This window comes from Jatrophihabitans sp. (assembly GCF_036000465.1).
GTDB lineage: Bacteria > Actinomycetota > Actinomycetes > Mycobacteriales > Jatrophihabitantaceae > Jatrophihabitans.
In genome coordinates this window covers 18,052-41,889 of record NZ_DASYFV010000067.1, presented here as the reverse complement: position 1 = coordinate 41,889, position 23,838 = coordinate 18,052, and the positions used below count along the sequence as shown (strand labels likewise).

Below are 23,838 nucleotides of genomic sequence, written 5' to 3'. Positions count from 1 at the left end.
GCCTTGTTGATGCGCAGGCCGGACGAGAGACGCTCGAACGAGCTCGCCTGGTTGGCCTGGTTGGTCGCCAGGTTGTTGTACGCGTTGAGCGCGGCGACGTTGGTGTTGATGCGAAGACTCATGGTGTTTGCCTCCCAAACTTGAGTCTCAGGTGCCCGGGGTTGGGCTGACCGACCCTTCCTTGGGTCGGACGTCTATTGAATCGGCAGAGCGGCGGCTGACTTGAGCGGTTATGAGCTCGAATGTCAGCGGCTCAGCCCGCCGAGACGGCGCGCAGGACGACGGGGACGCGGGTCTCACCCAGCGCCGTCGTGGCCTGCAGCCGGTGGGCCAGCGTCGATCGCGAGGCGACCGCCGCGGTGTAGGCCTCGCGCGCCGCGGTGGCGCGCTTGCGCTGCTGCGGAACCTCGACGCGGGCCGGCAGCTCGCCGCTGTCGTGGCCGCGCATGCCGTCACGCAGGTAGGCGAGGGCCTCGGAGCGCAGCTGCGACACCCGCGACTCGGTGACCCCGAGCTCGGCGGCGATGTCGGCCATCTTGCGCTCGGCGAAGAAGTACTGCTCGACGACGGTGCGCAGCCGCTCGGGCAGTTCGGCGACGGCGTCACGCAGGTAGCCGATCTGCTCGCGGCGGACGAGCAGGCCCTCGGGGCCCTCGTTCGCGGAGGGCAGCAGGCCGGCGTCGTCGTCGGTCGTGAGACCCTGCAGGCTCAGCACGGACGCGCGCTGGACATCGGCGTCGACGTGGTCGAGATCCTCGACCGTGACGCCCATCGCCGAGGCGATCTCGCTCTTGTCGGGGGTGCGGCCGAGGCGGGCGGCCATCGTGTTGCGGACGCTCTCGACCTCGCGGGCCTTGCCCCGGACGGCGCGGCTGGCCCAGTCCATCGTGCGGAGCTGGTCGGTCAGCGCGCCACGGATGCGGAAGGCGGCGAAGCGGGCGAAGGGAACACCGCGCTCGGGGTCGAAGCTGCGGGCGCTCAGCACGAGGGCGAGCATGCCGGCCGACACCAGGTCGTCGCGGTTGACGTGCGAGGGAAGCCGGTTCATCAGCTCGCGGACGAGGTGCCCGACGAGCGGGATGTGCGACTCGACGAGAGCGTCGTCGTTCGCGACCTCGGTGGCGATCGTTGCTGCGGTCACGGGGAACCTCCGGGCAATGAGCCGCCCGGGATCCGAGGGCCGGACCGGGCTGCGTGTGATCCCCCACGGACCAGTGCAAGTGGTGCTGGTGCTGCGCCCGGCACCCCTGCCGAACCCGCCGTGTGAAGCTGGCGTGAGGTAATAAGTACACGAGTCTCGAATGACTTGACAAGAACTTCACAGAGGTCGGGACCTTGGTCCCGAACCGGACTCCGGACTCGGTCGTTGGCGAGCACGACCCCTACGTCCGCATTCGTCGTCCGCCACCGGCCGCCGGACTCTGTATCTCCCCGACGCGCGCGCGTGACGGTCAGGTTTCTAAGGTCGCCCGCCTTCGTGCCGATTACTGGGGCATGCGACAGCTGGTTCGAGGAGTCCCGATGGCAGATGTATCGGCGATGTGCGCGGCGGTGTCCGCAACGCTGTGGCTGCAACGCGAGAGCCTCGAGGAGCTGCTGTTCAAACTCGTCGAGGAGCAGCTCGTCGTGTCGACCGGCGCCACGCGCTGGCTGCACCGCGCGGACGGCGAAGTGAGGGCCAGCATGGAGCGCATGCAGTCGGGCGAGGTGATGCGTGCGGTCGAGGTGCAGGTGCTGACCGCCTCCCTGGAGCTCGACGACGACGCCAGCCTGGCGGACATCGCCGACGCCGCCCCCGAGCCGTGGTCGACGCTGCTGCACGAGCACCGCGCCGCCCTGCGCGACCTCGCCTTCGAGGTGAAGGGCGTGGCGGCCGAGAACAGTCGGCTGCTTGAGGCCGGCGCCAAGGCGGTGCGCCAGACGCTCGACACCATCACCTCGACGGTCACCACGTACGACCGCGCCGGCGGCAGCGTGCGGAACCTGCGCGGGCCGATCCTCCTGGACGAGCAGGCGTAGGCATGGGCTCGACCTTCGGCGGGATCAGCAACGCGTCGACCGCGATGGGCGTCGCCCGGTACGGGCTCGACGTCATCCAGCAGAACATCTCCAACGCCACGACCCCCGGCTACACCCGCCAGAGCGCGCAGCAGGCGACGGTGGACTCCGCGACGGGCGTGCCGAGCATCTTCACCAAGCCGGCCGGCATGGGTGGGGTCATGATCAGCGGGACGGCTCGCATGATGGACCCGGTCATGACCGCCCGCGCTCGCACCGAGCAGGCCCGCAGCGCGCAGGCCGACACGACGGCCGGCGGCCTGTCCAACATCGAGAACCTGTTCCCCGAACCGAGCAACACCGGACTGTCCGAGCAGCTCAACGACTTCTGGAACGCGTGGGGCACCGTCTCGAGCAATCCCGGCGCCGTTGCTCCGCGCGCGGTGCTCCTCAACAAGGCGGCGACGGTCGCCTCGACCCTGAATGCCGTGAGCACCTCGCTGTCCGGGCTGGCGGCGAGCACGACGCAGTCGCTCACCAACGACGTCACCTCGGCGAACACCGCAGCGACGCAACTGGCCACCATCAACGGCCAGATCGCCATCGCCAGCGCCACCGGGGCGAGCGCCAATGCGCTGCTCGATCAGCGCGACGCCCTGCTGACGAGTCTGAGCACCCTCGTCGGCGGAGTCGCCACGATCAACGTCAACGGCACGGCCGACGTCCTCGTCGGCGGCCAGTCGCTCGTCGCCGGGGTGACCACGACCCCGATGAGCGTCGGCGCCGGTCCGGTCCTGTCGGTGGGCGCGACCGCGGTCGCCCTCACCGGCGGCAGCGCGGCCGCCGAGGTCACCTCGCTCACCACGACGATCCCGAACGTGCAGGCCCAGCTCGACGCCGTCGCCAACCGGCTGTCGGCCACGGTCAACAGCGGCCAGGCCGCCGCGTTCGACCTGTACGGCAACCCCGGCGCCGTGATGTTCAGCGGCACCGGCGCGGCCGGGCTCACCGTGGCCATCACCGACCCGAAGACGATCGCCGCGGCGGCGACCCCGGGCACCACCCTCGACGGAACGGCGGCCCTCACGATGTCCGGATCCGGCAGGCAGGCCGGGGGGCCGGACTCGCTGTACACCACCCTCGTCGCCGGCGTCGGCTCGGCCAGCGCGCTCGCCCAGCAGCAGCAGACGACGCAGGACGCGGTCACCAGCAACGTGCTGCAGTTGCAGAACTCCGTCTCCGGCGTGAACACCGACGAGGAAGTCAGCAACATGCTGACCTACCAGCACGCCTACAGCGCCGCGTCCCGCGTGCTGACGACGCTCGACAGCATGCTGGACACCCTGATCAACCACACCGGATTGGTGGGGCAGGCATGAGCATGCGCGTCACCGACACCTCGGCGAGCCTGCGCTCGCTGGCGAACCTGCAGTCGACCGGCTCGCGGCTGGCCGACCTGCAGGCGCAGATGTCCTCGGGCAACCAGATCACCAAGCCGTCGGACAACCCGTCCGGCACGGTGCGGGCGCTGGAACTGCGCGGCGACCTGAAGCGGAACACCCAGTACAACGCCGCGGCCACCGACGCGATCGGGTGGCTGTCGGCGGCCGACGCCGCGTACTCCCAGGTCGTCAACCTGACGCAGAACGCGCGCACCCTTGTCGTCAAGGGGTTGAACAACGGCGCGAGCACCGGCACCTCGGCCGGCGCGCTGGCCGACCAGATCGACGCCATCCGGACCTCACTGATCAGCATCGCGAACACCGCCTACAACGGCCGGCCGGTCTTCGGCGGGACCACGACGGGCGCGATCGCGTACGACCCGGCCGGGAACTACGTCGGCGACAACGGAACCGTCTCGCGCACGGTCGGTGACCAGAACACCGTCCAGATCAACCAGAACGGTCCCTCGATCTTCGGTCCACCCGGCAACGACCTGTTCGCCCGGCTCGCCACCATTTCGACGACCCTGCGCACCAACCCGTCCGCCCTCGGGCCGCAGCTCTCCGCGCTCGACACGGCCCTGTCGTCCATCAGCGACGCGCAGGCGGTCGAGGGCGCCACCTACCAGCGGGTGCAGATCGCCCAGTCGACGCAGCAGTCGACCTCGACGGCGCTGCAGACCCAGCTCTCCGGCATCCAGGACATCGACCTGGCCGACATGGCGATCAAGGTCTCGACCGCGAACGTCACCTACCAGGCCGCCCTGCAGACGACGGCGAGCATCCGCCAGATGTCGCTGCTGAACTTCCTCCGCTGAACCCGCACCGAACCAAGGGAACCCGATGAGTGTCATGACCCAGACCGACCAGCGCATCCGCCTCGTCGAGCCGCTGCCCGGATTCAGCGACGAGACCGACTACACCCTGGACCCGATCGACGAGGCCGGCCTGTTGTGGTCGATGCGCTCCGTCCACGACCCGGGCCTGCGCTTCGTGCTCACCCCGGCCGCGGTGTTCTTCCCCGACTACCTGCCCGATCTCGCCGGCGCGCTGGAGAACACGCTCGGTAGCGACGAGGTCGACCTGCTGCTCGTCCTGACCGTCGGTTCGACCCTGTCGGACGCCACCGCGAACCTGCGCGCACCCATCGTCTTCGCCCCGCGGACGCGCCGCGCCGTGCAGGTCGTTCTCGACGACGCCAGCCTGTCGATGCGCCAACCCCTGGTGACTCTCTAGTCTTTGCTGGTGCTGATCCTCACTCGCCGCGTGGGCGAGAACGTCATCGTCGGCGACGACATCGTGATCTCGGTGCTCGAGGTCCGCGGCGATGCCGTGCGCCTCGGCATCCAGGCGCCCCGTTCGGTGGCCGTGCATCGCGAAGAGGTGTGGCTGGAGCTCCAGCAGGCGAACGCCCGATCGGCCTCGCCGGCCGACGCCGCCGTCACCGAGCTCGGGGCCGCCGTCGGCGATCTCGTCCCGAAGAAGCCACGCCCGCAGACCGACCCTCCGGCTGAGAACCAGGAGTGAGGGTGGTGCGCTCGCACCATTGCCCGACACTGCCGCTGATGTAAAGTCTCCGTATGGCGGGGGATACGCCTCTCGAAGGGACCCCCCGTGCCTCTCAGTTCCCGAACCGCCCGCGTGGCCGTGGCCGCGAGCACCTCGCTCGCCCTGGCCCTGACCGCGCCCGTCGCCGCCGAGGCCGCGCGGCGCCCGTCGCACCACCCGGCCACCCGCACCTTCGTCGCCCACGGTGTCGTCGTGAGGCACACCGGCGCGACGATGACCGTGCTGGCCACCGACGTCCGCTCCGGACGCAGCGTCGTGCGCAACCGCACCCTCACCGTCAGCCTGCCCTCGCGCGCCAGCACCGCCGGCCGCCTGGTCGCCCGCAAGATGCGCGGCCTGGCCAACGGCGACCGGGTCACCGTCACCGGAGTCGTCACGGGACAGGGCCGCAGCACCCGCTTCCAGGTCGGCGACATGGGCCACCTGGCCTCGGCCTTCCACTCCTACATCGGCGTCATCAGCGCGGTCTCCGGCAGCCTGCTGACCGTGCACAAGGGCACCGTCCCGAGCGACGACGCCAACGAGAACGACAACGGCTCGTTCACCGTCGACGACTCCACCGCGAACGTCCTCGTCGACCTCGCCGCCGGCACCCCGGCCGTCGGCCAGTCGGTGCTCGTGCTCGGCTCCTCGGTGAACGACGTCGTCGTCGCCACCTCGGTCTTCGCCTTCTCGACCCCGCCGGACGTGCTGCGCGGCCGCGTCTCGGCCGTCAACGGCACGACGGTGACGGTCGGTGGCGAGGAGGATGCCCAGACCCAGGTCGACCTGAGCTCGACCACCCTCATCGTCGACGGCGTCTCGAACAGCACGCCCGCCCAGGTGACGGTCGGCGCGAAGCTCGTCGCCCTCGGCTGGACCAACGACGCCGGCGTGTTCGTCCCCGTGCTGGCGGTGGCCTTCAGCCACACCTGCGACAGCCACCACCACGGCGACGGCGGGCACAGCGAGGACGGCCCCGGTTCGCCCGGTGACGGCGGCTCGGGCAGCGGCGGCTCGGGCAGCGGCGGCTCGCCCGGCGCCTGACACGACGCACGACGAGGGCACCGTCCGGTTCGCCGGGCGGTGCCCTCCGGCGTGTCCTGGCGCCGCACCTCGGCACCCCCGCGTCGTCCGGGCGGTCGTGGGGTATCGGGGTCACCTCACAGCCCGCTGCCGGGCGCCGGGGTTATCGCTGCGCGGAGGACGGGAACAGTTCAGGTGTCATCCCTGCACTCCCCCGGTGCACTCCCGTCCTTGGAGCCCTTCGATGAAATGCCGTTACTGTCGCCGGACTCTTCGCCTCATCCCTCATTCCGCGGTCGAGATCGAGCCGCACTGCGAGCGTCGCGGTTGCGTCTGGTGCGGTGAGTGCGCGCGCGGCGAGACGTCGTTGTCGCCCGTTCGGGCGACCGGTCGCGGTCGACGCGCCGCCTGACTCAGGTGCGGGCGGGCCGCCGATCGCCGTCCACGTAGTCGCGCAACCGCTGCGGCACCCCCAGCACCACACTGTTCGACCCGCGGGAGAGCTGCACGCCCCGCTCCACCCAGTCCAGCGCCCAGCCGTGCAGATCGATGAGGTGGCTCAGCGCCATGAGGATCGCGGTCTCGCGCTCGTCGCGTGACCAGTCGAGCCGGTCGCTCTCCAGTTCTACGCGCTTCGCGAGTTCCACCGGGTCGAGCGCGGAGTACTCGCGGATCCGTTCGTCGAGCGCGAGCACCACCGGCGCCAGGTAGAGGTCGGACAGGTCGCGCGGAACCGTGGCCATGGCGGGCTCCCCTCTGAACCGGGTCGGCTGACCCCCTCCACCGTCGCGCGGCGCCGGTCCGGGGTGCAGGGCTGAACGGCCCGACCGCCCCGGTACCAACGGATGGGTTTGTAGGGTTCGCCCATGCTGCTGCGTGACATCCCCGTCCCGACGACGCCGGCGGCCACGGCGGCCGTCGAGGTCGTGACCCGCTTCTCGCCGCCGGCCCTCGTCCACCACTGCCGCCGCTCCTACGTCTTCGCCGCCGCTCTGGGAGCGCAGCGCGGCGTCGCGCTCGACCACGAGTTGCTCTTCGTGGCGACGATGCTGCACGACCTCGGGCTCGAGGCGCCGTTCGACAGCCACACCCTTCCGTTCGAGCGGGCCGGCGGCGACCTCGCGTGGGTCTTCACAGCGGGGGCCGGTTGGCCCGACGAGCGCCGGGCGCGCGCCGGGGAGATCATCGTCGACCACATGCGCGACGACGTCGATCCCGCGGTCGACCCCGAGGGTCAACTGCTCGCCCTCGCGACGGGCCTCGACATCTCCGGCCGCGCCCCCGAACTGTGGCCGGAGGAGTTGCTGGCCGAGGCGGTCGCGACGTGGCCGCGGCTCGATCTCGCCGCCCGCTTCACCGCCTGCTTCACCGACCAGGCCGCGCGCAAGCCCGACAGTGCCGCCGGCGCCTCGGTGCGCAGCGGTATCGCCGAGCGGATGGCGACGAACCCCCTGGAAGCGCGGTGAACCACCAGTTCACGACCCAGACGGTGTGGACGGGGAACACCGGCAGCGGCACCTCGACCTACCGCGCCTACGAGCGCAGTCACGAGGTCACCAGCGGGAGCAAGGCGGCGATCGCCGGCTCGTCCGCCCCCGCGTTCCGCGGCGACGCCGCGCGCTGGAATCCCGAGGAGCTCGTGACCGCGGCCCTCGCGAACTGCCACATGCTGGCGTTCCTGCACCTGGCCGCCGACGCCGGCGTGGTCGTCGTCGCCTATCGCGACGAAGCGAGCGGATCGATGACGCAGACGCCGGGCGGCGGCGGGCACATGACCGAGGTCGTGCTGCGCCCTGAGGTCACCGTCCGCGACGCCGAGAGCGTCGACCACTGCGCCGCCCTGCACGACAAGGCGCACGAGCTGTGCTTCGTCGCCGCGTCGGTGGCGTTCCCGGTGCGGCACGAGGCCACGGTGCGGGTCAGAGGCTGACCGCGCACGCGTCGAAGAAGTCGTCGCCGGTCGTGAGCGCCGTCAGCACCTGGGCCGGCACCGGCGCGTCGGTGGTCACGATCATGACCGCGCTCTCGTCGACGTCGTCGTCGCGCCGCCGCCCGACCGCGGCCGACACGATGTTGACGCCGGCGTCGCCGACGGCCATCCCGACGCGGCCGAGCATGCCGGGGCGGTCGAGATAGCGGAACACCGCGAGGTGCCGTTCGAGCTGGACGTTGAACCGCGCGCCCCACGCCTCGAGCAGGTGCGGGCGGTTGCGCCGGCCGAGCACCGTGCCCACGACCCGCGTCGTCTCGTCACCGCTGCGCAACGACACCCGGACGAGGTCGGTGAAATCGTGCGCCACCGGGATGTTGCGCTCGCTGACGACGATGCCGCGTTCGTGGGCCAGGGTCAGCGCGTTGACGTCGTTGACCGCCTCCTCGGTGTGCCCGCCGAGCAGGCCCTTGACGACCTGGATGGTCAGCAGCCGGCTGTCCCGCTCGGCGATGCGGCCGAGGTACTCGACCTCGACCGCGTCGACCGACGTGCCGGGCGCGGTGGCGGCGACGATGCGGCCCAGGCTGACGCACAGGCCGACGAACGGCCCGAGCGCGGCGAGGTCGTCGGCCTTGATCGCCGGCACGTTCACCGCGGTGGTGACCGCGCCGCCGGTGAGCGCGGCGACGAGCTGCTCGGCGGCCTGGTAGCCGGCGCGGTCGGTGGCCTCGGCCGTCGAGGCGCCCAGGTGGGGCGTGACGACCACGTTCGGGTAGCCGAACAACGGGTGGTCGGTGACCGGCTCGCGGCGGAACACGTCGAGGGCGGCCCCGGCGACCTTGCCCGAGTCGAGCGCGGCCTGCAGGTCGGCGTCGACGACCAGCGGGCCGCGGGCGACGTTGAGGATGCGCACGCCGTCCTTCATCCGGGCGAACGCCGCGGCGTCGAGGAACCCCTCCGTCTCGACCGTCTTCGGCAGGTGCACGGTGATGAAGTCGGCGGCGGCGTAGACCTGTTCGGGCGTCGCGGCCCGCTCGACGCCGAGCTCGCGGAAACGCTCCTCGCTCAGGTAGACGTCGAAGGCGACCACCTTCATCCCGAAACCGCGGGCGCGCTGCGCGACGAGCTGCCCGATGCGGCCGAAACCGAGGATGCCGAGCGTCTTCTCGTGCAGCTCGACGCCGCTGAACTTCGCGCGCTCCCACCGGCCGCCGATGAGCGAGGCGTGCGCCTGCGGCACGTTGCGGGCGAGCGCGAGCAGCAGCGCCATGGTGTGCTCGGCCGCGGTGATCACGTTCGACTGCGGCGCGTTCGCGACGACGACGCCCTGCCGCGTCGCGGCGTCGGCGTCGACGTTGTCGACGCCCACCCCGGCGCGGGCGACGGCCTTGAGCCGGTCGGCCTTGGCCAGCAGGTCGGCATCGACCTGGGTCGCCGAGCGGATCAGGATGCCGTCGAAGTCGGCGATGCGCCGCTCGAGCTCGGCGCGGTCCCAGCCCGTCCCGACCTCGACGTCGAGACCGGCCGCGCGCAGCAGCTCGACACCGGGGTCACCGATCTCCTCCGCGACCAGCACCCTCATGAGGTGGCGGCCACGATCCAGTCGATGCACGCGGTCAGGGCCTCGACGTCGGCCGGCTCGATCGCCGGGAACATCCCGATGCGCAGCTGGTTGCGACCGAGCTTGCGGTACGGCTCGGTGTCGACGATCCCGTTGGCCCGCAAGGTCTTGGCGATCGCGGCCGCGTCCACGCCCTCGTCGAAGTCGATGGTGCCGACGACGAGCGAGCGGTGCGCAGGTGCGGCGACGAACGGCGTCGCGAACTCCGACGCCTCGGCCCAGCCGTAGAGGTGGTCGGACGACGCCCGGGTGCGGCCGACGCAGAAGTCGAGCCCGCCGTTGGTCAGCATCCAGTCGAGCTGGTCGGCCAGCAGCAGCAGCGTGGCGAGCGCGGGCGTGTTGTAGGTCTGGTCGAGGCGGGAGTTGTCGAGCGCGGTCGTGAGCGCCATCGACTGCGGGATCCACCGGTCGATCGCGGCGCCGACCTCGGCGATCCGCTCGAGGGCGGCCGGGCTCGCCATCGCCAGCCACAGCCCGCCGTCGGAGCCGAACGACTTCTGCGGCGCGAAGTAGTAGACGTCGGACTGCGCGAGGTCGACCGGCAGGCCGCCGGCGCCGGACGTCGCGTCGATGAGGACGAGCGCGTCGCCGGCGTCGGCGGGGCGCCGGACGTCGATCATCACGCCGGTCGAGGTCTCGTTGTGCGGCCAGGCGATCGCGTCGACGTCCGGGTCACCGACCGGAACCGGGGCCGTCCCCGGCTCGGACTTCACCACGATCGGGTCGTCGAGGAACGGCGCACCGGCCGTGACGCTCGCGAACTTCTGGGAGAACTCGCCGCACGTGACGTGCAGGGAGCGGCGGCGCACCAGCCCGGCCGCCGCGGCGTCCCAGAAGCCGGTCGAGCCGCCGTTGCCGAGCAGCACCTCGTAACCGTCCGGCGCCGAGAAGAGGTCGCGCAGCCCGTCCCGCACCCGGCGCACGACCGCGCGCACCGGGGCCTGCCGGTGCGAGGTGCCCATCAGGTCGTGGCGGGCGGCGAGGCGCTCGAGGGCCTCGGGCCGCACCTTCGACGGTCCGCAGCCGAAGCGGCCGTCGGCCGGCTTCAGGTGTTCGGGGATCTGCAGGGTGGTGTCGATCAGGGTCACGGGGCGAGCTCTCTACGCGTCGGACTCGGGACGACGCCCACCGTAGACGACCCGGGGCGCCGCGCTCATCGCAGTTCAGTCGAGCAGCGCGCGCAACTCGGCCATCGCCACCGCGGGATCGACCACCTTGACCGTGGCCAGGCCGAGGGCCCGCGCCGGTTTGAGATTGATACCGAGATCGTCGAGCAGCACGGTCGCGTCCGGCGCCGTCCCGAGGCGGGCGCAGGCGAGCGGGTAGATCTCCGGGTCGGGCTTGCGCACCCCGAGGACACACGACTCGAGCACCACGTCGAACTCGTCGTGGACCCAGGCGTTGCCCGGCCGCGAGTCCATCGGTGCGATGTTGTTGGTCAGCAGCCCGACGCGCCGGCCCTCGGCCCGGCACGCCCGCACAGCGGCCAGCACCTCCGGCCGCGCATCGTCGATGGTCGACGGCAGGTCGCGCAACGACTGGAGGACGGCCGCGGCGTCGACGGCGTGCCCGAGATCGTCGCCCTCCGCGGCGAATCGCTCGACGAACTCGTCGAGGTCGATGTGGCCGCGCTCGAGCCGGGCCCACGCGTTCGTGTCCGGGTCGCGGGAGTTGATCGCGCGCACCGCACCGGCCATGGAGGCGAAGGCGGCGAAGGGCGAGTCGACGACGACTCCCCCGAAGTCGAACAGCACTCCGTCGATGCGCGTCATGGGGCCAGCCTGTCAGGTCCGTACGATCCGGGCAGTGACCGACTACACGAGCATCACCTACGACGTCAGCGACCGCATCCTCACCATCACCCTGGATCGGCCGGACGCGCTGAACGCCTTCACCGTGACGATGGCCGAGGAGCTGATCGACGCGTTCCGCCGGGCGAGCGGTGACGACGAGGTCGGCGCCGTCGTCGTCACCGGCGCGGGCCGGGCGTTCTGCGCCGGCATGGACCTCACCGCCGAGGGCAACGTGTTCGGGCTGGACGAGACGCTCGAACCGACGCTCGACGACATGGCGGTCGAGCGCCTCGACGACCCGGTCATCCGCGACGGCCTGCGCGACACCGGCGGGCGCGTCACCCTGGCGATCTACGACTGCACCAAGCCGGTCATCGCCGCGATCAACGGCGCCGCCGTCGGCATCGGCGCGACGATGACCCTGGCCATGGATGTGCGGCTCGCGTCGGAGAGGGCTCGGATCGGCTTCGTGTTCGGCCGCATCGGCATCACGCCCGAGGCCTGCTCGACCTGGTTCCTGCCCCGCATCGTCGGCATCTCGCAGGCGCTCGAGTGGACCTACACGGCCGACATCCTGAGCGCCGACGAGGCGCTCGCCGGCCGTCTGGTGAAGTCGGTTCACGCCCCTGACGAACTGCTGCCGGCTGCCTACGCGTTGGCGCACCGCTTCGTCGACGGCCGCTCGGCGGTGGGCATCGCCCTGACCCGGCAGATGATGTACCGCAACAGCGCCGCCGCCCACCCACTGGTCGCCCACCAGGTCGACTCCCTCGCGATCTACTACCAGAGCCGGCAGGACGGCCGCGAGGGCGTGCAGGCCTTCCGCGAGAAGCGCCCGGCCGAGTTCACGTCCCGCGTCTCGACCGACCTGCCGCCGTTCTACCCCTGGCAGCCACCGTCGCCGTAGAACCCGTCGGCGCCGGCTTCGTCCCGCGTTCACCGGCGGGCCACCGAACCCACTCGCCCAACGACTTCACTGGCGGCCGGATCGTGCCGATACGTCAGTGGTGAGCCGAGGGTTGCAGTGGTCATGACCAGGGTGCGGCGCGGGATCGCTCGCGCCGCGGCGCTGACGTTCGTCGCGACGACCTCGCTCGTCCTCATGGCGACCGCCGCCGGTGCCCGCAGCGGCACCTGGGGCGCGGCCCACTCGGCCTATCTCGACGGGCTCGTCTGCTCGGCGGGCATCCGGACCGCGCCGCTGGCGGCCTGGGACTTCGGCACCGGCGCGCCGGCATTCCTCACCACACCGGTCACGTCCGACGGCGTCACCGATTCCGCCGCCCTGCCCTTCGCCTCGCCCGGCCCGCAGGACGTCTCACCCGTGCTGCCGGGCGACCTCGGCTTCACCACCGCGTCCGACATCGCGACGTACGCCCGGCTGCTCGACCGCTTCGGCACCGGCCCGGCCGGTCAGGTCGCGGGCGTGGCCCGCGCGGTCATGGTGCACACCGCGACCGACGCCCCGGACTGTGCCGGCACCGCCGACGCGGCCGGCCTGCTCGACCGGGCCGGGGCGGCCGCCGGTCCCTACTCGATCGCGGTGACGACCACGCCCCGGCTGGTCGTGCCGGGCACCACGGCCACCATCACCGCGACGGTGACGGGTGGCTCCGGGGCACCCGCCCCGGGGATCCCGGTGACGTTCGCCGCGACCGGCCTCACCCTCGACGGGCGGCCCGCCGTCACCGACCCCGCCGGGCAGGCCCACGTGTCGGTCACCACCCCGACCGGCAGCGGCAGCAGCGGCCCGTTCGACGTCACGGCCTCGGTCCGGGCACCGGTCGGCCTCGTCCGCATCAGCACGACCACGGCCCCCACCGCCACCGACCCCGGCGGCGCCACCGCCGAGGCGATCGCCCCGGCCGCCCCCGAGACGGTGGCCGCGCACGGCAGCGTGGCCGTTGATCCCAGCGCCGACCCGACGATCACGGCCGGCTTCGACGCCGGGGCGGTCGCCGTCGGCCACCCGGTGATCCCGCACGCCGTCGTGCACGGCCTGCGCGGGCACACCGGCACCGTCGATCTCACCGTGCTGGGGCCGGTGCCGCCCGACGCGCACGGGCAGTGCGGCGCGGCGACGTTCGACGCGTCCTCGCCGGCCGCCTACACCACCGACCCGATCGCAACCGTCGGCGACCGCACCGTCAACGGCACGCCCTGGACCCCCGAGCAGCCCGGCTGCTACGCCGCGCGGGCCGTCGTCACCACCGTCGACGCCGTCCCCGAGGTCACCGCCACGTCGAAGGCGGCCGGTGCCGCGCTGGCCGTCATCGCCGCCACGCTCACCCTCGCCCCGCCGCACCCGGTCGTCGGCGCCGGACCGGCGACGGTCGTGGCCACGGCGGCCCGGGTCGGCGACGCCGGCCACCAGCTGTGGGCCCGTCTCGACGGCCCGGTCACGCCCGGCGCCGGCGGCTCGTGCGCAACGGTCGGCTGGAGCGGCGCCACCCGCTCGGCCCGCATCGACGCGGTCGCCACCGGCACGCAGCCGGCAACGCTGCAGAGCGCCCCGATGAGCACCCCGGGCTGCTACCGCTGGATCGCCACCCTGCTGGTCGACCTCGACAGCACGACGGTGCCGGTCGACGCGGTGTCGCCGGGGGTTCTGCTGGTGCGCCCGCAGCTCGCGGTCACCAGCGATCGCACGTGGACGGTCAGCCCGGGTGCCGTCGCCGCGCACGTCTCGGTCACGGGCACCTATGGACGGCCGGTGCACGTGAGCGTGCAGCTGCGTTACGCGGCCCGCCCCGACACCGGCTGCCGCGCCGCCACGTGGAACCAGGCGCCGCTCAGCCGCCCCGGTACGGCCTACGCGGTCTCGGCGGTCGGGCTGCCGGTCGCGGTCGAGTCCGGGCCGACGTCACGCACCGGCTGCTACCTGCCGGTGGCGACCCTCGTGCTCGACGCCAACCCCGCCGTGACGGTCACCAGCACGCCGGCCCCGGCCGACAACGCCGTGCTCGCCGGGCTCGGCGACCAGCAGCGGGCGGCGCTGGTGACCTACCGGCTGCGGCCGACGTCCTCGAGCCCGCTGCTCGTGACCGGCGCCGTCGTCGCGATCGTCCAGCTGGTCGTCATCGTCGCGATCGTCGTCGTGGCCCGCGCGTGGCACGTTCGCGACGAGCGCGACTGAGCTTCAGCCGAGCTGCCAGCTCCGCTTGGACAGCCCGAACCAGAACCCGTCCACGACCGAGTCGACCTCGGCCGCGTCGCCGGCCGCGCCGAGCGACACGAACAGCGGGGCGAAGTGCTCGGTGCGCGGGTGGGCGAGGTGCCCGGCCGGCGCCTTGTCGAGGAAGTCGACGAGCGCGTCGAGATCGCGTCGGGCCATCGTCTCGGCCGCCCACGCGTCGAACTCGGTCGACCAGCTCGGCGGGTCGTAGTCCGGTCCGAGCGAGGGGTTGAACGCCGCGAGGTTGTGCGTGGTGAATCCGCTGCCGACGATCAGCACGCCCTCCTCCCGCAGCGGGGCGAGCCGGCGGCCGAGCCCGACGAGCGTGGCGGGGTCGAGCGTCGGCAGGGAGAGCTGCAGCACCGGCACGTCGGCCTCGGGGTACATCTCGACGAGCGGGACGTACGCGCCGTGGTCGAGCCCGCGGTCGGCGTGCTGGTGCACCGGCCGGCCCGGGGCGTCGAGCAGCTTCGCCACCGATGCAGCCAGCTCGGGCGCCCCCGGGGCGGCGTAGGTGACGTCGTAGTACCGCTTCGGGAAGCCCCAGAAGTCGTGGACGAGCGGCACCGGGGTCGTGGCGCTGACCGACACCGGCGCCTCCTCCCAGTGCGCCGACACCATCAGGATCGAGCGCGGCTTCGGCAGCGCGGCCGACCAGTCCGCGAGCTGGCGGGTCCAGCGGCGGTCGTCGGCGAGCGGCGGGGCACCGTGGCTCAGGTAGAGCACGGGCATCGTGGTCATACCGGCTGCTCCTCGGTCGTGGGGTCGTCGGCGACCCGGTGGGCGACCGTCCCGAGCCACGTGGCGAGCACCCGGGCCGTGGCGGGCGAGAGCGCGTGCCCCGCCTGGTCGCGGTGCGCGGTGGTCGTGGCCCCGGAGGGTCCGGTCAGATAACGCCAGGTGGCGTCGAGAAGTTCAGCCGGGATGACGGTGTCGTGCTCGCCCTGGGCGACCAGGACGGGCACGCCCGCGAGGCGGGCCCGCGTCGTCGGCACGCCGGCGTCGAAGGGCAGCGTGCCGTAGAGGATCGCCGCACCGGCGAAGCGGAGCGGATCGGCCGGCACCAGGCCGCCGGCGAAGGCGGCGCCGCCGCTGAAGCCGACCAGGATCACCCGGCGACCCAGCGGGGCGACGGTGTCGAGCCAGCGGTGGAACCAGGCCATGGTCGCGGCGAGCGACGCGGCGACCGGCCGGCCGATGCCGCGGTTGGCGAACCAGGCGTACCCGCTGCCCTCGCTGATCGGGGCCCGCACGGCGGCCCAGGCCACGCTCTCGGGCAGCAGGGCCGACAGCCCGGCGATCCCGTTCTCGTCGGCCCCGCGACCGTGCAGCAGCACGACGAGCGGGGCATCCGGGTGGGGGGATCCGCCGGTGCGAACCACCGGCGAACCGAACGTGGGATCAGGCATGACGACTCCATCTCGTGACGACGGGGTCGAGCCTACTCGATTTGGTTGAACTCTCAACCAAATGTGATGCGGTCGGTCAGCGGGGGTGCTCCGCCGCCGTGACCTCGGCGGCGTGCTCGACGACGGCCGGGTCGGCCGGGCGGGCCTGGCCGTAGAGGTACCAGTAGGCGCCGGCGACGAACAGCCCGGCGCCGACGGCGTTGCCCAGGAAGGCGAAGACCAGGTTGAGCACCATCTGTGTGGCCGTCGTGCCGCCGGCGTGCTCGAACATGGCGAGCGGCAGGAAGAACATGTTGGCGACGACGTGGTCGAAGCCGAGGGCGACGAAGGCGGTGATCGGGAACAGGATCGCCAGGATCTTGCCCGACACCGACGTGGCGGCGAGGGCGAGCCAGATGGCGAGGCAGACCAGCCAGTTGCAGCCGATCGCGCGCAGGAACTGTTCCATGTGCGTCTCGGTCGCCGACTTGCCGAGCGCGATGGCGTCGAGGCGCGTCCACGCGGCACCGGCCGTGCCCTTGGCCCCCTCCTTGATGACGCCGGTCTTGTCGGCGAGCACGTAGGCGACGAACAGGGAGCCGGCGAAGTTGCCGATCGTGACCCAGAGCCAGTTCACCAGCATCTTCGCGGCCGTCACCTTCTTGGCGAAGACGGCCAGCGGCACGAGGGCCATGTTGCCGGTGAGCAGTTCGGCGCCGCCGATGACGACCAGGATGAGTCCGAGGCTGAACACCAGCCCGGTGAACAGCGTGGTGAGGCCACCCCACGTCTTCGGGTCGAGGCCGGACGACACGACGATGGCCATCAGGCCACCGAAGGCGATGTAGGCGCCGGCGAGGAAGCCGCCGACCAGGGCCTTCCCGGGGCCGAGCCCGGCCTTCAGGGTGCCGGCGGCCACGGCTGCCTCGGCGATCTCCGGCGGGGTCTTCACGGTCATGATCGTCTCCCGGGCACTCGGCGCAAGGTCACGACCCACGGACGGACCACGTCATCGCGACATTCCGTACCCGATCCGACACCCTGTGAAACGCCGAAGTGCGCCCAACCCGCGCTTAGATGATCGGATGGGCGTCGAGGAGTGGCTGCTGACCCCGGCGGGACGCGACAACCCCGCGACGAGGGTGGATCGACGGCACCGCGACGGGCGGGCGTTCACCGCCGGCAACGACGTCCGCCCGCTCGTCCACGGCGGCAGCTACTTCCCGGAGCTGTTGCGGTGCGTGCGCCAGCAGCGAGCCGGCGACCTGCTCGTGTTCACCGACTGGCGGGGCGACCCCGACGAGCGCCTGCTCGGGGCCGGCACGGAGATTTCGGCCGTGTTCGCCGAGGCGGCGTCCCGAGGTGTGATCGTCAAGGGGCTCATCTGGCGATCGCACCTCGATCGTCTCGCGTTCAGCGAGCAGCAGAACCGTCACCTCGGTGAGGAGATCGAGGCGCACGGCGGCGAGTGCCTGCTCGACATGCGGGTCCGCGCGGGCGGGTCGCACCATCAGAAGTTCGTCGTGCTGCGTCACCCCGGCCGGCCCGAGCTCGACGTCGCGTTCGTGGGGGGCATCGACCTGTGCCACAGCCGCAACGACACGGCAGCGCACCACGGCGATCCGCAGCCGCAACCGATCGCCCCGGTCTACGGCCCGACGCCGGCCTGGCACGACATCCAGCTGGCCGTGCGCGGGCCGGCGGTCGGTGACCTGGAGACGGTGTTCCGCGAGCGGTGGGAGGATCCGCAGCCGCTGACCCGCAATCCGGTCGACCGGCTGAGCGAGCTGGCGCGCCGCGACGACCACCGGGCCGGACCGCTGCCGGAGCAGCTGCCCGATCCCGCGCCCCGCGGCACCTCCCTCGTGCAGGTGCTGCGCACCTATCCGCGGCTCGGGCTCGGCCGGGCGTACCCGTTCGCCCCGAACGGCGAGCGCAGCGTCGCCCGCGCCTACACGCGGGTGCTCGAGCGGGCCCACGGCCTGGTGTACGTCGAGGACCAGTACTTCTGGTCCTCGGAGGTCGTGGGGTGTTTTGCCCGAGCCCTGGCCGCCGATCCGCAGCTGCGGCTGATCGTGGTCATCCCCCACCATCCGGATCAGAGCGGTCGCTTGGCCTTGCCGATGAACCTCGTCGGACGCCAGGACGCCCTCGACGACGTTCGCGCCGCGGGCGGTGACCGGGTCGCGGTGTACGGGGTGGAGAACCACGCCGGTACCCCGGTCTACGTGCACGCCAAGGTCTGCGTGGTCGACGACGTGTGGGCGTCGGTGGGCTCGGACAACATCAACCGGCGCTCGTGGACGCACGATTCCGAGCTGTCGTGCGCCGTGATCGACGAGGAGTTCGACGACCGCGAACCTCGCGTGGTCGACCGTTTCGACCACGGCGCCCGCCGCTTCGCCCGCGACCTGCGGCTGCAGCTCGCCCGCGAGCACCTGGACCGCGCGCCGGACGACGACGGCGATCTCGTCGGACCGGTCGACGCATTCCGCGCCTTCGCCGAGAGTGCGGCCCGCCTGCAGGCCTGGTACGACGCCGGACGCCGCGGCGATCGGCCGCCCGGACGTCTGCGCCCCTACGTACTCCCCCGGCTGTCGCGAGCGACCCGGAGCTGGGCCCGTCCGCTGTACCGGGCCCTGGCCGACCCGGACGGCCGGCCCCGCGGGTTGCGGCACGGAGACCGGTTCTGACCATGCCGCCGGCCGCGTGATCGTCCCGCCGTTTGCGGGCGGCTACCGGCGGCTGAGCAGCATGACCGGGATGACGCGCTCGGTCTGCTGCTCGTACTCGGCGAAGCCGGGGTAGCGCTTCTTCTGCTCCTCCCACACCGGCTCCCGCTCCCCGGCGGCGAGCTCGCGGGCCTCGACGTCGATGTGCTCGGTGCCGATCTCGATCGACGCCTCGGGGTTCGCGACGAGGTTGTGGTACCAGGCCGGATGGATGTCGCGGCCGGCGTAGGAGGCGAAGACGGCCCAGCTGCCGCCGACCTGCAGGTACATCATCGGGCTGACGCGTTCCTGCCCGCTCTTCGCGCCGGTGCTGTGCAGCAGGAGCAGGGGGGCGCCTTCGAAGTTGCCGCCGACCCGGCCCTCGTTCGCACGGAACTCGGCGATGATCTTGTCGTTCCAGTTGTCCGCCATGAACGGCATCGTAGGTGTGATTGCATTCCGGAGTGGCTGCGACCGATCGTCCGAACGTGCTGATCTACACCGACGGCGCGTGCAAGGGCAATCCCGGCCCGGGCGGCTGGGGCGTCTGGCTGCGCAGCGGCGACCACGCCCGCGAGCTGTCCGGCGGCGAGCTGCTGACGACGAACCAGCGCATGGAGCTCACCGCCGCGATCCAGGCCCTGACCGCGCTCACCCGGCCCTGCGACGTCGTGCTCTACACCGACAGCACCTACGTGCTGAAGGGCATCACCGAATGGATCCACGGGTGGAAGCGCAACGGCTGGAAGAACTCGGCCAAGAAGCCGGTCGCCAACGCCGACCTCTGGCAGGCCCTCGACGCCGCCCGCACGCCGCACGACATCGACTGGCGCTGGGTCAAGGGCCACTCGGGCGACGAGGGCAACGAGCGGGCCGACGAGCTCGCCAATGCCGGCGTCGCGGCCGCGCTCGCCGGCGCGAGCTGATCAGAGCCCGGCCGCGCGCAGCAGGGCGTCCGGGGCGCGCTGCGCCGGGTCCTCGGGGACGAGCACGAAGCGCAGGCCGAGGGCGGTGGCACCGCCGTCGTTCACCTCGTTGTCCCCGACCATGACCGTGCCGCCGGCCGCGACGCCGAGCTCGTCGAGGGCGAGCCGGAAGATGGCCGGGTCGGGTTTGAGGACCCCCCGCTCGTCGGAGAGCACGAGCACGTCGATCAGGTCGGCGACGCCGTGGTGCGCGAGCACCGGCCGCGGGTTCCAGCCGATGTTGCTCACCACCGCGACCGGCACGCCGCGCTGGCGCAGGCGGCGCAGCACCGGCACCGTGTCGGGATAGGGACTCCACGCCTCGGCCGCGACTCCGCGCTCGTACAGGGCGTGGGCCTGCTCCTCGCTCAGCCCGGCGTGGCGGGCCATCCCCGAGTACGCGGCCCGGTGGGCGGCGGCCGACAGGTCACGCCGCTCCCAGACGTCGCGCATCGCCTCGGGCAGGCCGTCCGGCACACCGCTGCCGTTGATCGCGCCCCAGCGCGCGAGGTCGGGCGCGCGGTGCAGGTGCTCGACGCCCAGCGCGGCCCGCACCGCCTCGGCGGCCGACTCGACGTGGAACAGCGTCCCGGAGAAGTCGAACAGCACGGCGGTCGGGGCATCCACGCGCCCGACCCTATGCGGCGTCGCGTAACCGCTGGCGCCGCCTCGATAGGTTGGGCCGGTGAACCGAGTCCTCCCCGTCACGCTGTCCGGTACCCGAGTCGAGCTGCGCCCGCTGGAGGCCGACGACCGCGACGGCCTCGCGGCGGCGTCGAGCGACGGCGAGCTGTGGAATCTGCAGTACACCAAGGTGCCGCACCCCGACGGCATGGCCGAGGCGATCGGTCGGTACCACGCGATGCGCGACGCCGGCACGATGGTGCCGTTCACGGTGCGGCGCCGCGACACCGGCGCGATCGTCGGCATCACGACCTACTGCAACATCGACCAGCTGACGCCCCGCGTCGAGATCGGCTACACCTGGTACGCGACATCGGTGCAGCGCACCGGCATCAACGCCGAGTGCAAGCGCCTGCTCCTCGCGCACGCCTTCGAGTCGCTGGGCTGCATCGCCGTCGAGTTCCGCACCCACTGGCTCAACCACCGGTCCCGCGGCGCCATCGCCCGGCTCGGGGCCAAGCAGGACGGCGTGCTGCGCAGCCATCAGCTGATGGAGGACGGCGCGCTGCGCGACACGGTCGTGTTCTCGATCATCGCCTGCGAATGGCCGGCCGTGCGGGCCGAGCTGGATCGCCGCCTCTCCCGTTGACGGCCGACCGAAAAGCGAAAGATCATCGTCGGCGCGCGACAAATGACCCCGCGAACGTCATGATGAGTCGATGACGGGGGCGCTGGACACCGACGGTGCCGGTGCCGCGGCGCCGATCCGCATCCTCATCGTTGACGACCACGAGATGTTCGCGTCAAGCCTGTCGAAGATGCTCAGCGACGAGGACGACCTCGACGTCGTCGGCGAGGTCGGCACGCTGAAGGCGGCGCTGGATCTCGCCGCGGTCACCAAGCCCGACGTGATCCTGCTCGACCACCGGCTGCCCGACGGCGACGGCATCGGCATCATCGGCGACCTTCTCGAGCTCGACCCGGCCCCCCAAGTCGTGATGCTCACCGCAAGCACCGCCGATCACGTGCTCATCGCGGCCATGGAAGGCGGCGCGGCCGGCTTCATCGACAAGACCCGCTCCCTGTCGGACGTCATGGCCGCCGTGCGCTCGGCCGCCGCGGGCGAGGCGCTGGTCAGCCCGCGCCTGCTGGCCCGGCTGCTCCCCCGGCTGCGGCGCCACGAGGCCGACCCGATGTGGTCGCTGACCGAGCGCGAGCGCGAGGTGCTCAAGTGCCTGGCCGAGGGCCAGTCCAACGCCGAGATCGCGCGGACCCTGACCCTGAGCGTGCACACCGTGCGCAACCACGTGGCCAACCTGTCGACCAAGCTCGGCGCGCACAGCAAGCTCGAGGTGCTGGCGATCGCGATCCGCGAAGGACTCGTCACCACCTGAGCGCGGCGGGTCGCCGACCGCGCTCCCGGGCCGGGATGATGCACTGGCGGAAACGGGATCATCCTCAGGTCGGAGAGAGCAGATGCACCACAGGCTCGCGGTCATCGTGGCGACGACAGCGCTGCTCGGGGGTGCGCTCGTCGCGGTACCGCCGGCGACCGCAGCGGCCCCGACCCCGACGGTCACGTCGGTCGCACCCCGGCACGGCTCGCTCGCCGGCGGCACGCGGGTGCGTATCACCGGCTCCGCGTTCTCGGCCGCGTCGCAGGTGATGTTCGGCTCGCTCGCCGCCGCCTCGGTGCACGTCTCGTCCAGCACGCTGCTCTACGCGGTGACGCCGGCCCACCGGTCGAGCCGGGTCGACGTGCGGGTCCGCACGGCCGGCGGCCTCTCCGCCCCGCACTACGCCGACAGTTTCTTCTACTCGCCGGCGCCGCAGGTGGTGCTCGATCCCGGCCACGACGGCGGCAACGCGTCCCACCCGTCGATCGTCAACCGCCTTGTCTATGCCGGGTACGGCCGCTACAAGGCGTGCAACACCTCCGGCACCGCCACCGACGCGGGTTACCCCGAGCACGCCTTCACCTGGGACGTGACCCTCCGGGTGCGCCGGATCCTGCTCGCGCACGGCATCGAGGTCGTACTGACGCGCAGCACCGACACCGGGGTCGGGCCGTGTGTCAACGTCCGTGCCGCCATCGAGAGCCGGCGGGGCACCGCGGTCTCGGTCGCCATCCACGCCGACGGCGCTCCGTCGTCCGGGCACGGTTTCCACGTGAACGAGGACAGCCGCCTGCCCGAGCACGCCACGACGTCGACCCGTACGCACTCGCGCTGGGTGTCGGAGTTCCTGCACGACGCGCTCGTCCGCGGCTCCGGGCTCGTGCCGTCGACCTACCTCGGCACCAACGGCTACGTGTACCGCAGCGACCTTGCCGGGCTGAACCTGACGACCTCGCCCACCGCCTTCCTCGAGCTCGGCAACATGCGCAACCCCGGCGACGCCGCCCGCCTGTCGTCCCCCACCGGACGCCAGCGCATCGCGAGCGCGGTGGCCACCGGCCTGCTCGCCTACCTCGGGTGGTGAGAGTGGCCGATCCCCGGTTCGTGCGCCGTCACCGGCGCCGCGCCACGGCCGCGCTGACCTCCACGCTGCTCGGTGGCGCCGCGGCCCTGGCCGTCGCGCCGCCGGCCGGCGCCGCGACCATCCTCGACAACGTCACCGCCGCCGTCCGCTACGCGACGGCTGCGGGCATGTCGACCGGGATCGCCGTCCTCGACACGCGGACCGGACGCACGTACAGCGCCGGCAATGCGACGAAGCGCTACTCCGGCGCCTCGGTCGTCAAGACCCTCATTGCCACCCGCCTGCTGCTGACCGGCCGGATGAGCGGCCCGAACGCCTCGCTGGCCTGGCGGATGATCACGCGCTCGGACAACGACGCGGCGTGGGACCTCTACCCCACGGTCGGCGGCGACGCCCTGCTGCCGTGGCTCGCCGCGCACTACCGCATCGCCGGGCTCGGCGCCCGGCCGACGATGCCGGGCACCTGGGGCAGCACCCAGCTGACCGCGATCGGGGTGGCCCGCTTCTACGCCGCGGTGGTGAAGGACCGCAGGGTCTGGCCGTGGCTCGGGTCGGCGATGCACCACTACGCCGCCCGCTCCAGCGAGGGCGAGCCGAACGCGTGGGGCCTGGCCGTGGCCGCACCCTCCGTCGCGCTGAAGAACGGGTGGGCGACGAACCGCGACGTACTGCACCCGTCCAACGCCAACATCAACTCCACCGGGGTCGTGCAGGGCGACCGGTTCGCGGTCGCGCTCCTCGCCGAGGGACCGCCCGCGATGTACTACGCCAAGGGCGAGGCGGTCGTCAGCCGGGCGGCCCAGCTGCTCATGCCGGGCGGCCGCCTCGATCCCCCGCCGGTGGTCAGCGGGCTGTCCACCCACTCGGGCAACGCGCTCGGGCACACCCCCGTCACCATCGCCGGCACCGGCTTCGCCCACGTGGCCGAGGTCGTGTTCGGCGGGGTGCGGGCGCCGTCGCTCACCGTGGTGTCGTCGACCCGCATCGTGGTGACGACGCCGCCGCACGCCGCCGGCCCGGTCTACGTCCAGGTCGTGTCGGCCCAGGGCAGCTCGCTGCCCGACCCGGCCGGCCGCTTCACCTTCGTTTCCCCGACCAACCCCTGACATCGCCCCACCCAACCCTGACGGAGG

The 23,838-nt window shown here is 72.3% G+C and carries 26 protein-coding genes and 1 pseudogene; 16 read left to right on the top strand and 11 right to left on the bottom strand.

Annotated elements, in window-relative coordinates; translation table 11 throughout:
- Window positions 1–122, bottom strand: a pseudogene (locus VGN18_RS21150) (flagellin); the annotation flags it as partial.
- Between the two features lie 131 nt (window positions 123–253).
- Window positions 254–1,141 carry a FliA/WhiG family RNA polymerase sigma factor gene (locus VGN18_RS18780; RefSeq protein ID WP_327541253.1) on the bottom strand — a complete coding sequence of 296 codons (888 nt, stop codon included), beginning with the start codon at window positions 1,139–1,141 and terminating at the stop codon, window positions 254–256.
- Between the two features lie 380 nt (window positions 1,142–1,521).
- Here VGN18_RS18780 and VGN18_RS18775 point away from each other — a divergent pair, with 380 nt between their 5' ends.
- The 6 genes from VGN18_RS18775 (at window position 1,522) to VGN18_RS18750 (ending at window position 6,035) form a co-directional block, all read left to right on the top strand.
- A complete protein-coding gene (locus tag VGN18_RS18775) occupies window positions 1,522–2,019 on the top strand; it encodes a flagellar protein FlgN (RefSeq protein WP_327541252.1) in 498 nt (165 codons plus the stop codon).
- A 2-nt stretch (window positions 2,020–2,021) separates the two neighbouring features.
- Entirely contained in the window at window positions 2,022–3,377 is a 1,356-nt protein-coding gene (gene flgK, locus VGN18_RS18770; RefSeq protein WP_327541251.1) for a flagellar hook-associated protein FlgK, read from the top strand.
- Window positions 3,374–4,258 (top strand): flagellar hook-associated protein FlgL, encoded by an 885-nt coding sequence (gene flgL, locus VGN18_RS18765; protein WP_327541250.1) that lies wholly within the window; start codon window positions 3,374–3,376, stop codon window positions 4,256–4,258. Before flgK ends, flgL begins: the two co-directional genes overlap by 4 nt.
- 34 nt (window positions 4,259–4,292) lie before the next feature.
- Window positions 4,293–4,676: a flagellar assembly protein FliW gene (gene fliW, locus VGN18_RS18760; protein WP_327541249.1), complete on the top strand. Its 384-nt coding sequence runs from the start codon at window positions 4,293–4,295 to the stop codon at window positions 4,674–4,676.
- 9 nt (window positions 4,677–4,685) lie between these two features.
- Window positions 4,686–4,967, top strand: a complete 282-nt coding sequence (csrA, locus tag VGN18_RS18755) for a carbon storage regulator CsrA (protein WP_327541248.1) — start codon at window positions 4,686–4,688, stop codon at window positions 4,965–4,967.
- Between the two features lie 87 nt (window positions 4,968–5,054).
- Window positions 5,055–6,035, top strand: coding sequence for a hypothetical protein (locus tag VGN18_RS18750; RefSeq protein ID WP_327541247.1), 981 nt, complete (start codon window positions 5,055–5,057; stop codon window positions 6,033–6,035).
- 392 nt (window positions 6,036–6,427) lie between these two features.
- On the opposite strand, the gene VGN18_RS18745 is transcribed toward VGN18_RS18750, so the two are convergent.
- Window positions 6,428–6,757, bottom strand: a complete 330-nt coding sequence (locus VGN18_RS18745; protein WP_327541246.1) for a hypothetical protein — start codon at window positions 6,755–6,757, stop codon at window positions 6,428–6,430.
- Window positions 6,758–6,880: 123 nt separating this feature from the next.
- Here VGN18_RS18745 and VGN18_RS18740 point away from each other — a divergent pair, with 123 nt between their 5' ends.
- Together VGN18_RS18740 and VGN18_RS18735 are read left to right on the top strand one after the other, a co-directional pair.
- Window positions 6,881–7,480, top strand: a complete 600-nt coding sequence (locus VGN18_RS18740; protein ID WP_327541245.1) for a hypothetical protein — start codon at window positions 6,881–6,883, stop codon at window positions 7,478–7,480.
- A complete protein-coding gene (locus VGN18_RS18735) occupies window positions 7,477–7,944 on the top strand; it encodes an OsmC family protein (protein ID WP_327541244.1) in 468 nt (155 codons plus the stop codon). The genes VGN18_RS18740 and VGN18_RS18735 overlap by 4 nt, the downstream gene beginning before the upstream one ends.
- Here VGN18_RS18735 and serA read toward each other — a convergent pair.
- From serA to VGN18_RS18720, 3 genes are all read right to left on the bottom strand, one after another.
- A complete protein-coding gene (gene serA, locus VGN18_RS18730) occupies window positions 7,934–9,529 on the bottom strand; it encodes a phosphoglycerate dehydrogenase (protein WP_327541243.1) in 1,596 nt (531 codons plus the stop codon). The two genes, VGN18_RS18735 and serA, sit on opposite strands and share 11 nt — an antisense overlap.
- A complete protein-coding gene (serC, locus tag VGN18_RS18725; RefSeq protein ID WP_414655073.1) occupies window positions 9,526–10,650 on the bottom strand; it encodes a phosphoserine transaminase in 1,125 nt (374 codons plus the stop codon). The genes serA and serC overlap by 4 nt, the downstream gene beginning before the upstream one ends.
- Before the next feature lie 81 nt (window positions 10,651–10,731).
- A complete protein-coding gene (locus VGN18_RS18720; protein WP_327541241.1) occupies window positions 10,732–11,340 on the bottom strand; it encodes an HAD-IA family hydrolase in 609 nt (202 codons plus the stop codon).
- Here VGN18_RS18720 and VGN18_RS18715 point away from each other — a divergent pair.
- Both VGN18_RS18715 and VGN18_RS18710 read left to right on the top strand, forming a co-directional pair.
- On the top strand, window positions 11,339–12,268 hold the full coding sequence (locus VGN18_RS18715; RefSeq protein WP_349259969.1) for a crotonase/enoyl-CoA hydratase family protein: 930 nt from the start codon (window positions 11,339–11,341) through the stop codon (window positions 12,266–12,268). The genes VGN18_RS18720 and VGN18_RS18715 overlap by 2 nt on opposite strands.
- A gap of 123 nt (window positions 12,269–12,391) precedes the next feature.
- On the top strand, window positions 12,392–14,497 hold the full coding sequence (locus tag VGN18_RS18710; RefSeq protein ID WP_327541239.1) for a hypothetical protein: 2,106 nt from the start codon (window positions 12,392–12,394) through the stop codon (window positions 14,495–14,497).
- Window positions 14,498–14,500: 3 nt separating this feature from the next.
- Here the strand turns inward: VGN18_RS18710 and VGN18_RS18705 are convergent, their stop codons facing one another.
- The 3 genes from VGN18_RS18705 to VGN18_RS18695 form a co-directional block, all read right to left on the bottom strand.
- The gene (locus VGN18_RS18705) at window positions 14,501–15,277 is read right to left on the bottom strand and encodes a class III extradiol ring-cleavage dioxygenase (RefSeq protein WP_327541238.1); all 777 of its coding nucleotides are present in this window, start codon (window positions 15,275–15,277) and stop codon (window positions 14,501–14,503) included.
- A complete protein-coding gene (locus VGN18_RS18700) occupies window positions 15,274–15,945 on the bottom strand; it encodes a dienelactone hydrolase family protein (protein WP_327541237.1) in 672 nt (223 codons plus the stop codon). Before VGN18_RS18700 ends, VGN18_RS18705 begins: the two co-directional genes overlap by 4 nt.
- Window positions 15,946–16,021: 76 nt before the next feature.
- Window positions 16,022–16,882, bottom strand: a complete 861-nt coding sequence (locus VGN18_RS18695) for a formate/nitrite transporter family protein (RefSeq protein ID WP_327541236.1) — start codon at window positions 16,880–16,882, stop codon at window positions 16,022–16,024.
- Between the two features lie 127 nt (window positions 16,883–17,009).
- Here VGN18_RS18695 and VGN18_RS18690 point away from each other — a divergent pair, with 127 nt between their 5' ends.
- Complete coding sequence (locus tag VGN18_RS18690) at window positions 17,010–18,617, top strand: phospholipase D family protein (protein WP_327541235.1); 1,608 nt, start codon at window positions 17,010–17,012, stop codon at window positions 18,615–18,617.
- Window positions 18,618–18,659: 42 nt separating this feature from the next.
- Here VGN18_RS18690 and VGN18_RS18685 read toward each other — a convergent pair whose 3' ends face one another.
- A complete protein-coding gene (locus tag VGN18_RS18685) occupies window positions 18,660–19,067 on the bottom strand; it encodes a nitroreductase family deazaflavin-dependent oxidoreductase (RefSeq protein ID WP_327541234.1) in 408 nt (135 codons plus the stop codon).
- Window positions 19,068–19,099: 32 nt separating this feature from the next.
- On the opposite strand from VGN18_RS18685, the gene rnhA reads away from it, so the two are divergent.
- On the top strand, window positions 19,100–19,561 hold the full coding sequence (gene rnhA, locus VGN18_RS18680; protein ID WP_327541233.1) for a ribonuclease HI: 462 nt from the start codon (window positions 19,100–19,102) through the stop codon (window positions 19,559–19,561).
- On the opposite strand, the gene VGN18_RS18675 is transcribed toward rnhA, so the two are convergent.
- Entirely contained in the window at window positions 19,562–20,227 is a 666-nt protein-coding gene (locus VGN18_RS18675; protein WP_327541232.1) for an HAD family hydrolase, read from the bottom strand. It lies immediately after the preceding gene.
- Between the two features lie 58 nt (window positions 20,228–20,285).
- Between VGN18_RS18675 and VGN18_RS18670 the strand changes: the two genes are divergently transcribed.
- The 4 genes from VGN18_RS18670 to VGN18_RS18655 all read left to right on the top strand — a co-directional run bounded on the left by VGN18_RS18670 (window position 20,286) and on the right by VGN18_RS18655 (window position 23,811).
- Window positions 20,286–20,873: a GNAT family protein gene (locus VGN18_RS18670; protein ID WP_327541231.1), complete on the top strand. Its 588-nt coding sequence runs from the start codon at window positions 20,286–20,288 to the stop codon at window positions 20,871–20,873.
- 70 nt (window positions 20,874–20,943) lie between these two features.
- Entirely contained in the window at window positions 20,944–21,618 is a 675-nt protein-coding gene (locus VGN18_RS18665; RefSeq protein WP_327541230.1) for a response regulator transcription factor, read from the top strand.
- 82 nt (window positions 21,619–21,700) lie between these two features.
- Window positions 21,701–22,705, top strand: coding sequence for an N-acetylmuramoyl-L-alanine amidase (locus VGN18_RS18660; RefSeq protein WP_327541229.1), 1,005 nt, complete (start codon window positions 21,701–21,703; stop codon window positions 22,703–22,705).
- Window positions 22,706–22,707: 2 nt separating this feature from the next.
- A complete protein-coding gene (locus VGN18_RS18655) occupies window positions 22,708–23,811 on the top strand; it encodes an IPT/TIG domain-containing protein (protein WP_327541228.1) in 1,104 nt (367 codons plus the stop codon).
- The last annotated feature ends 27 nt before the right edge of the window (window positions 23,812–23,838 follow it).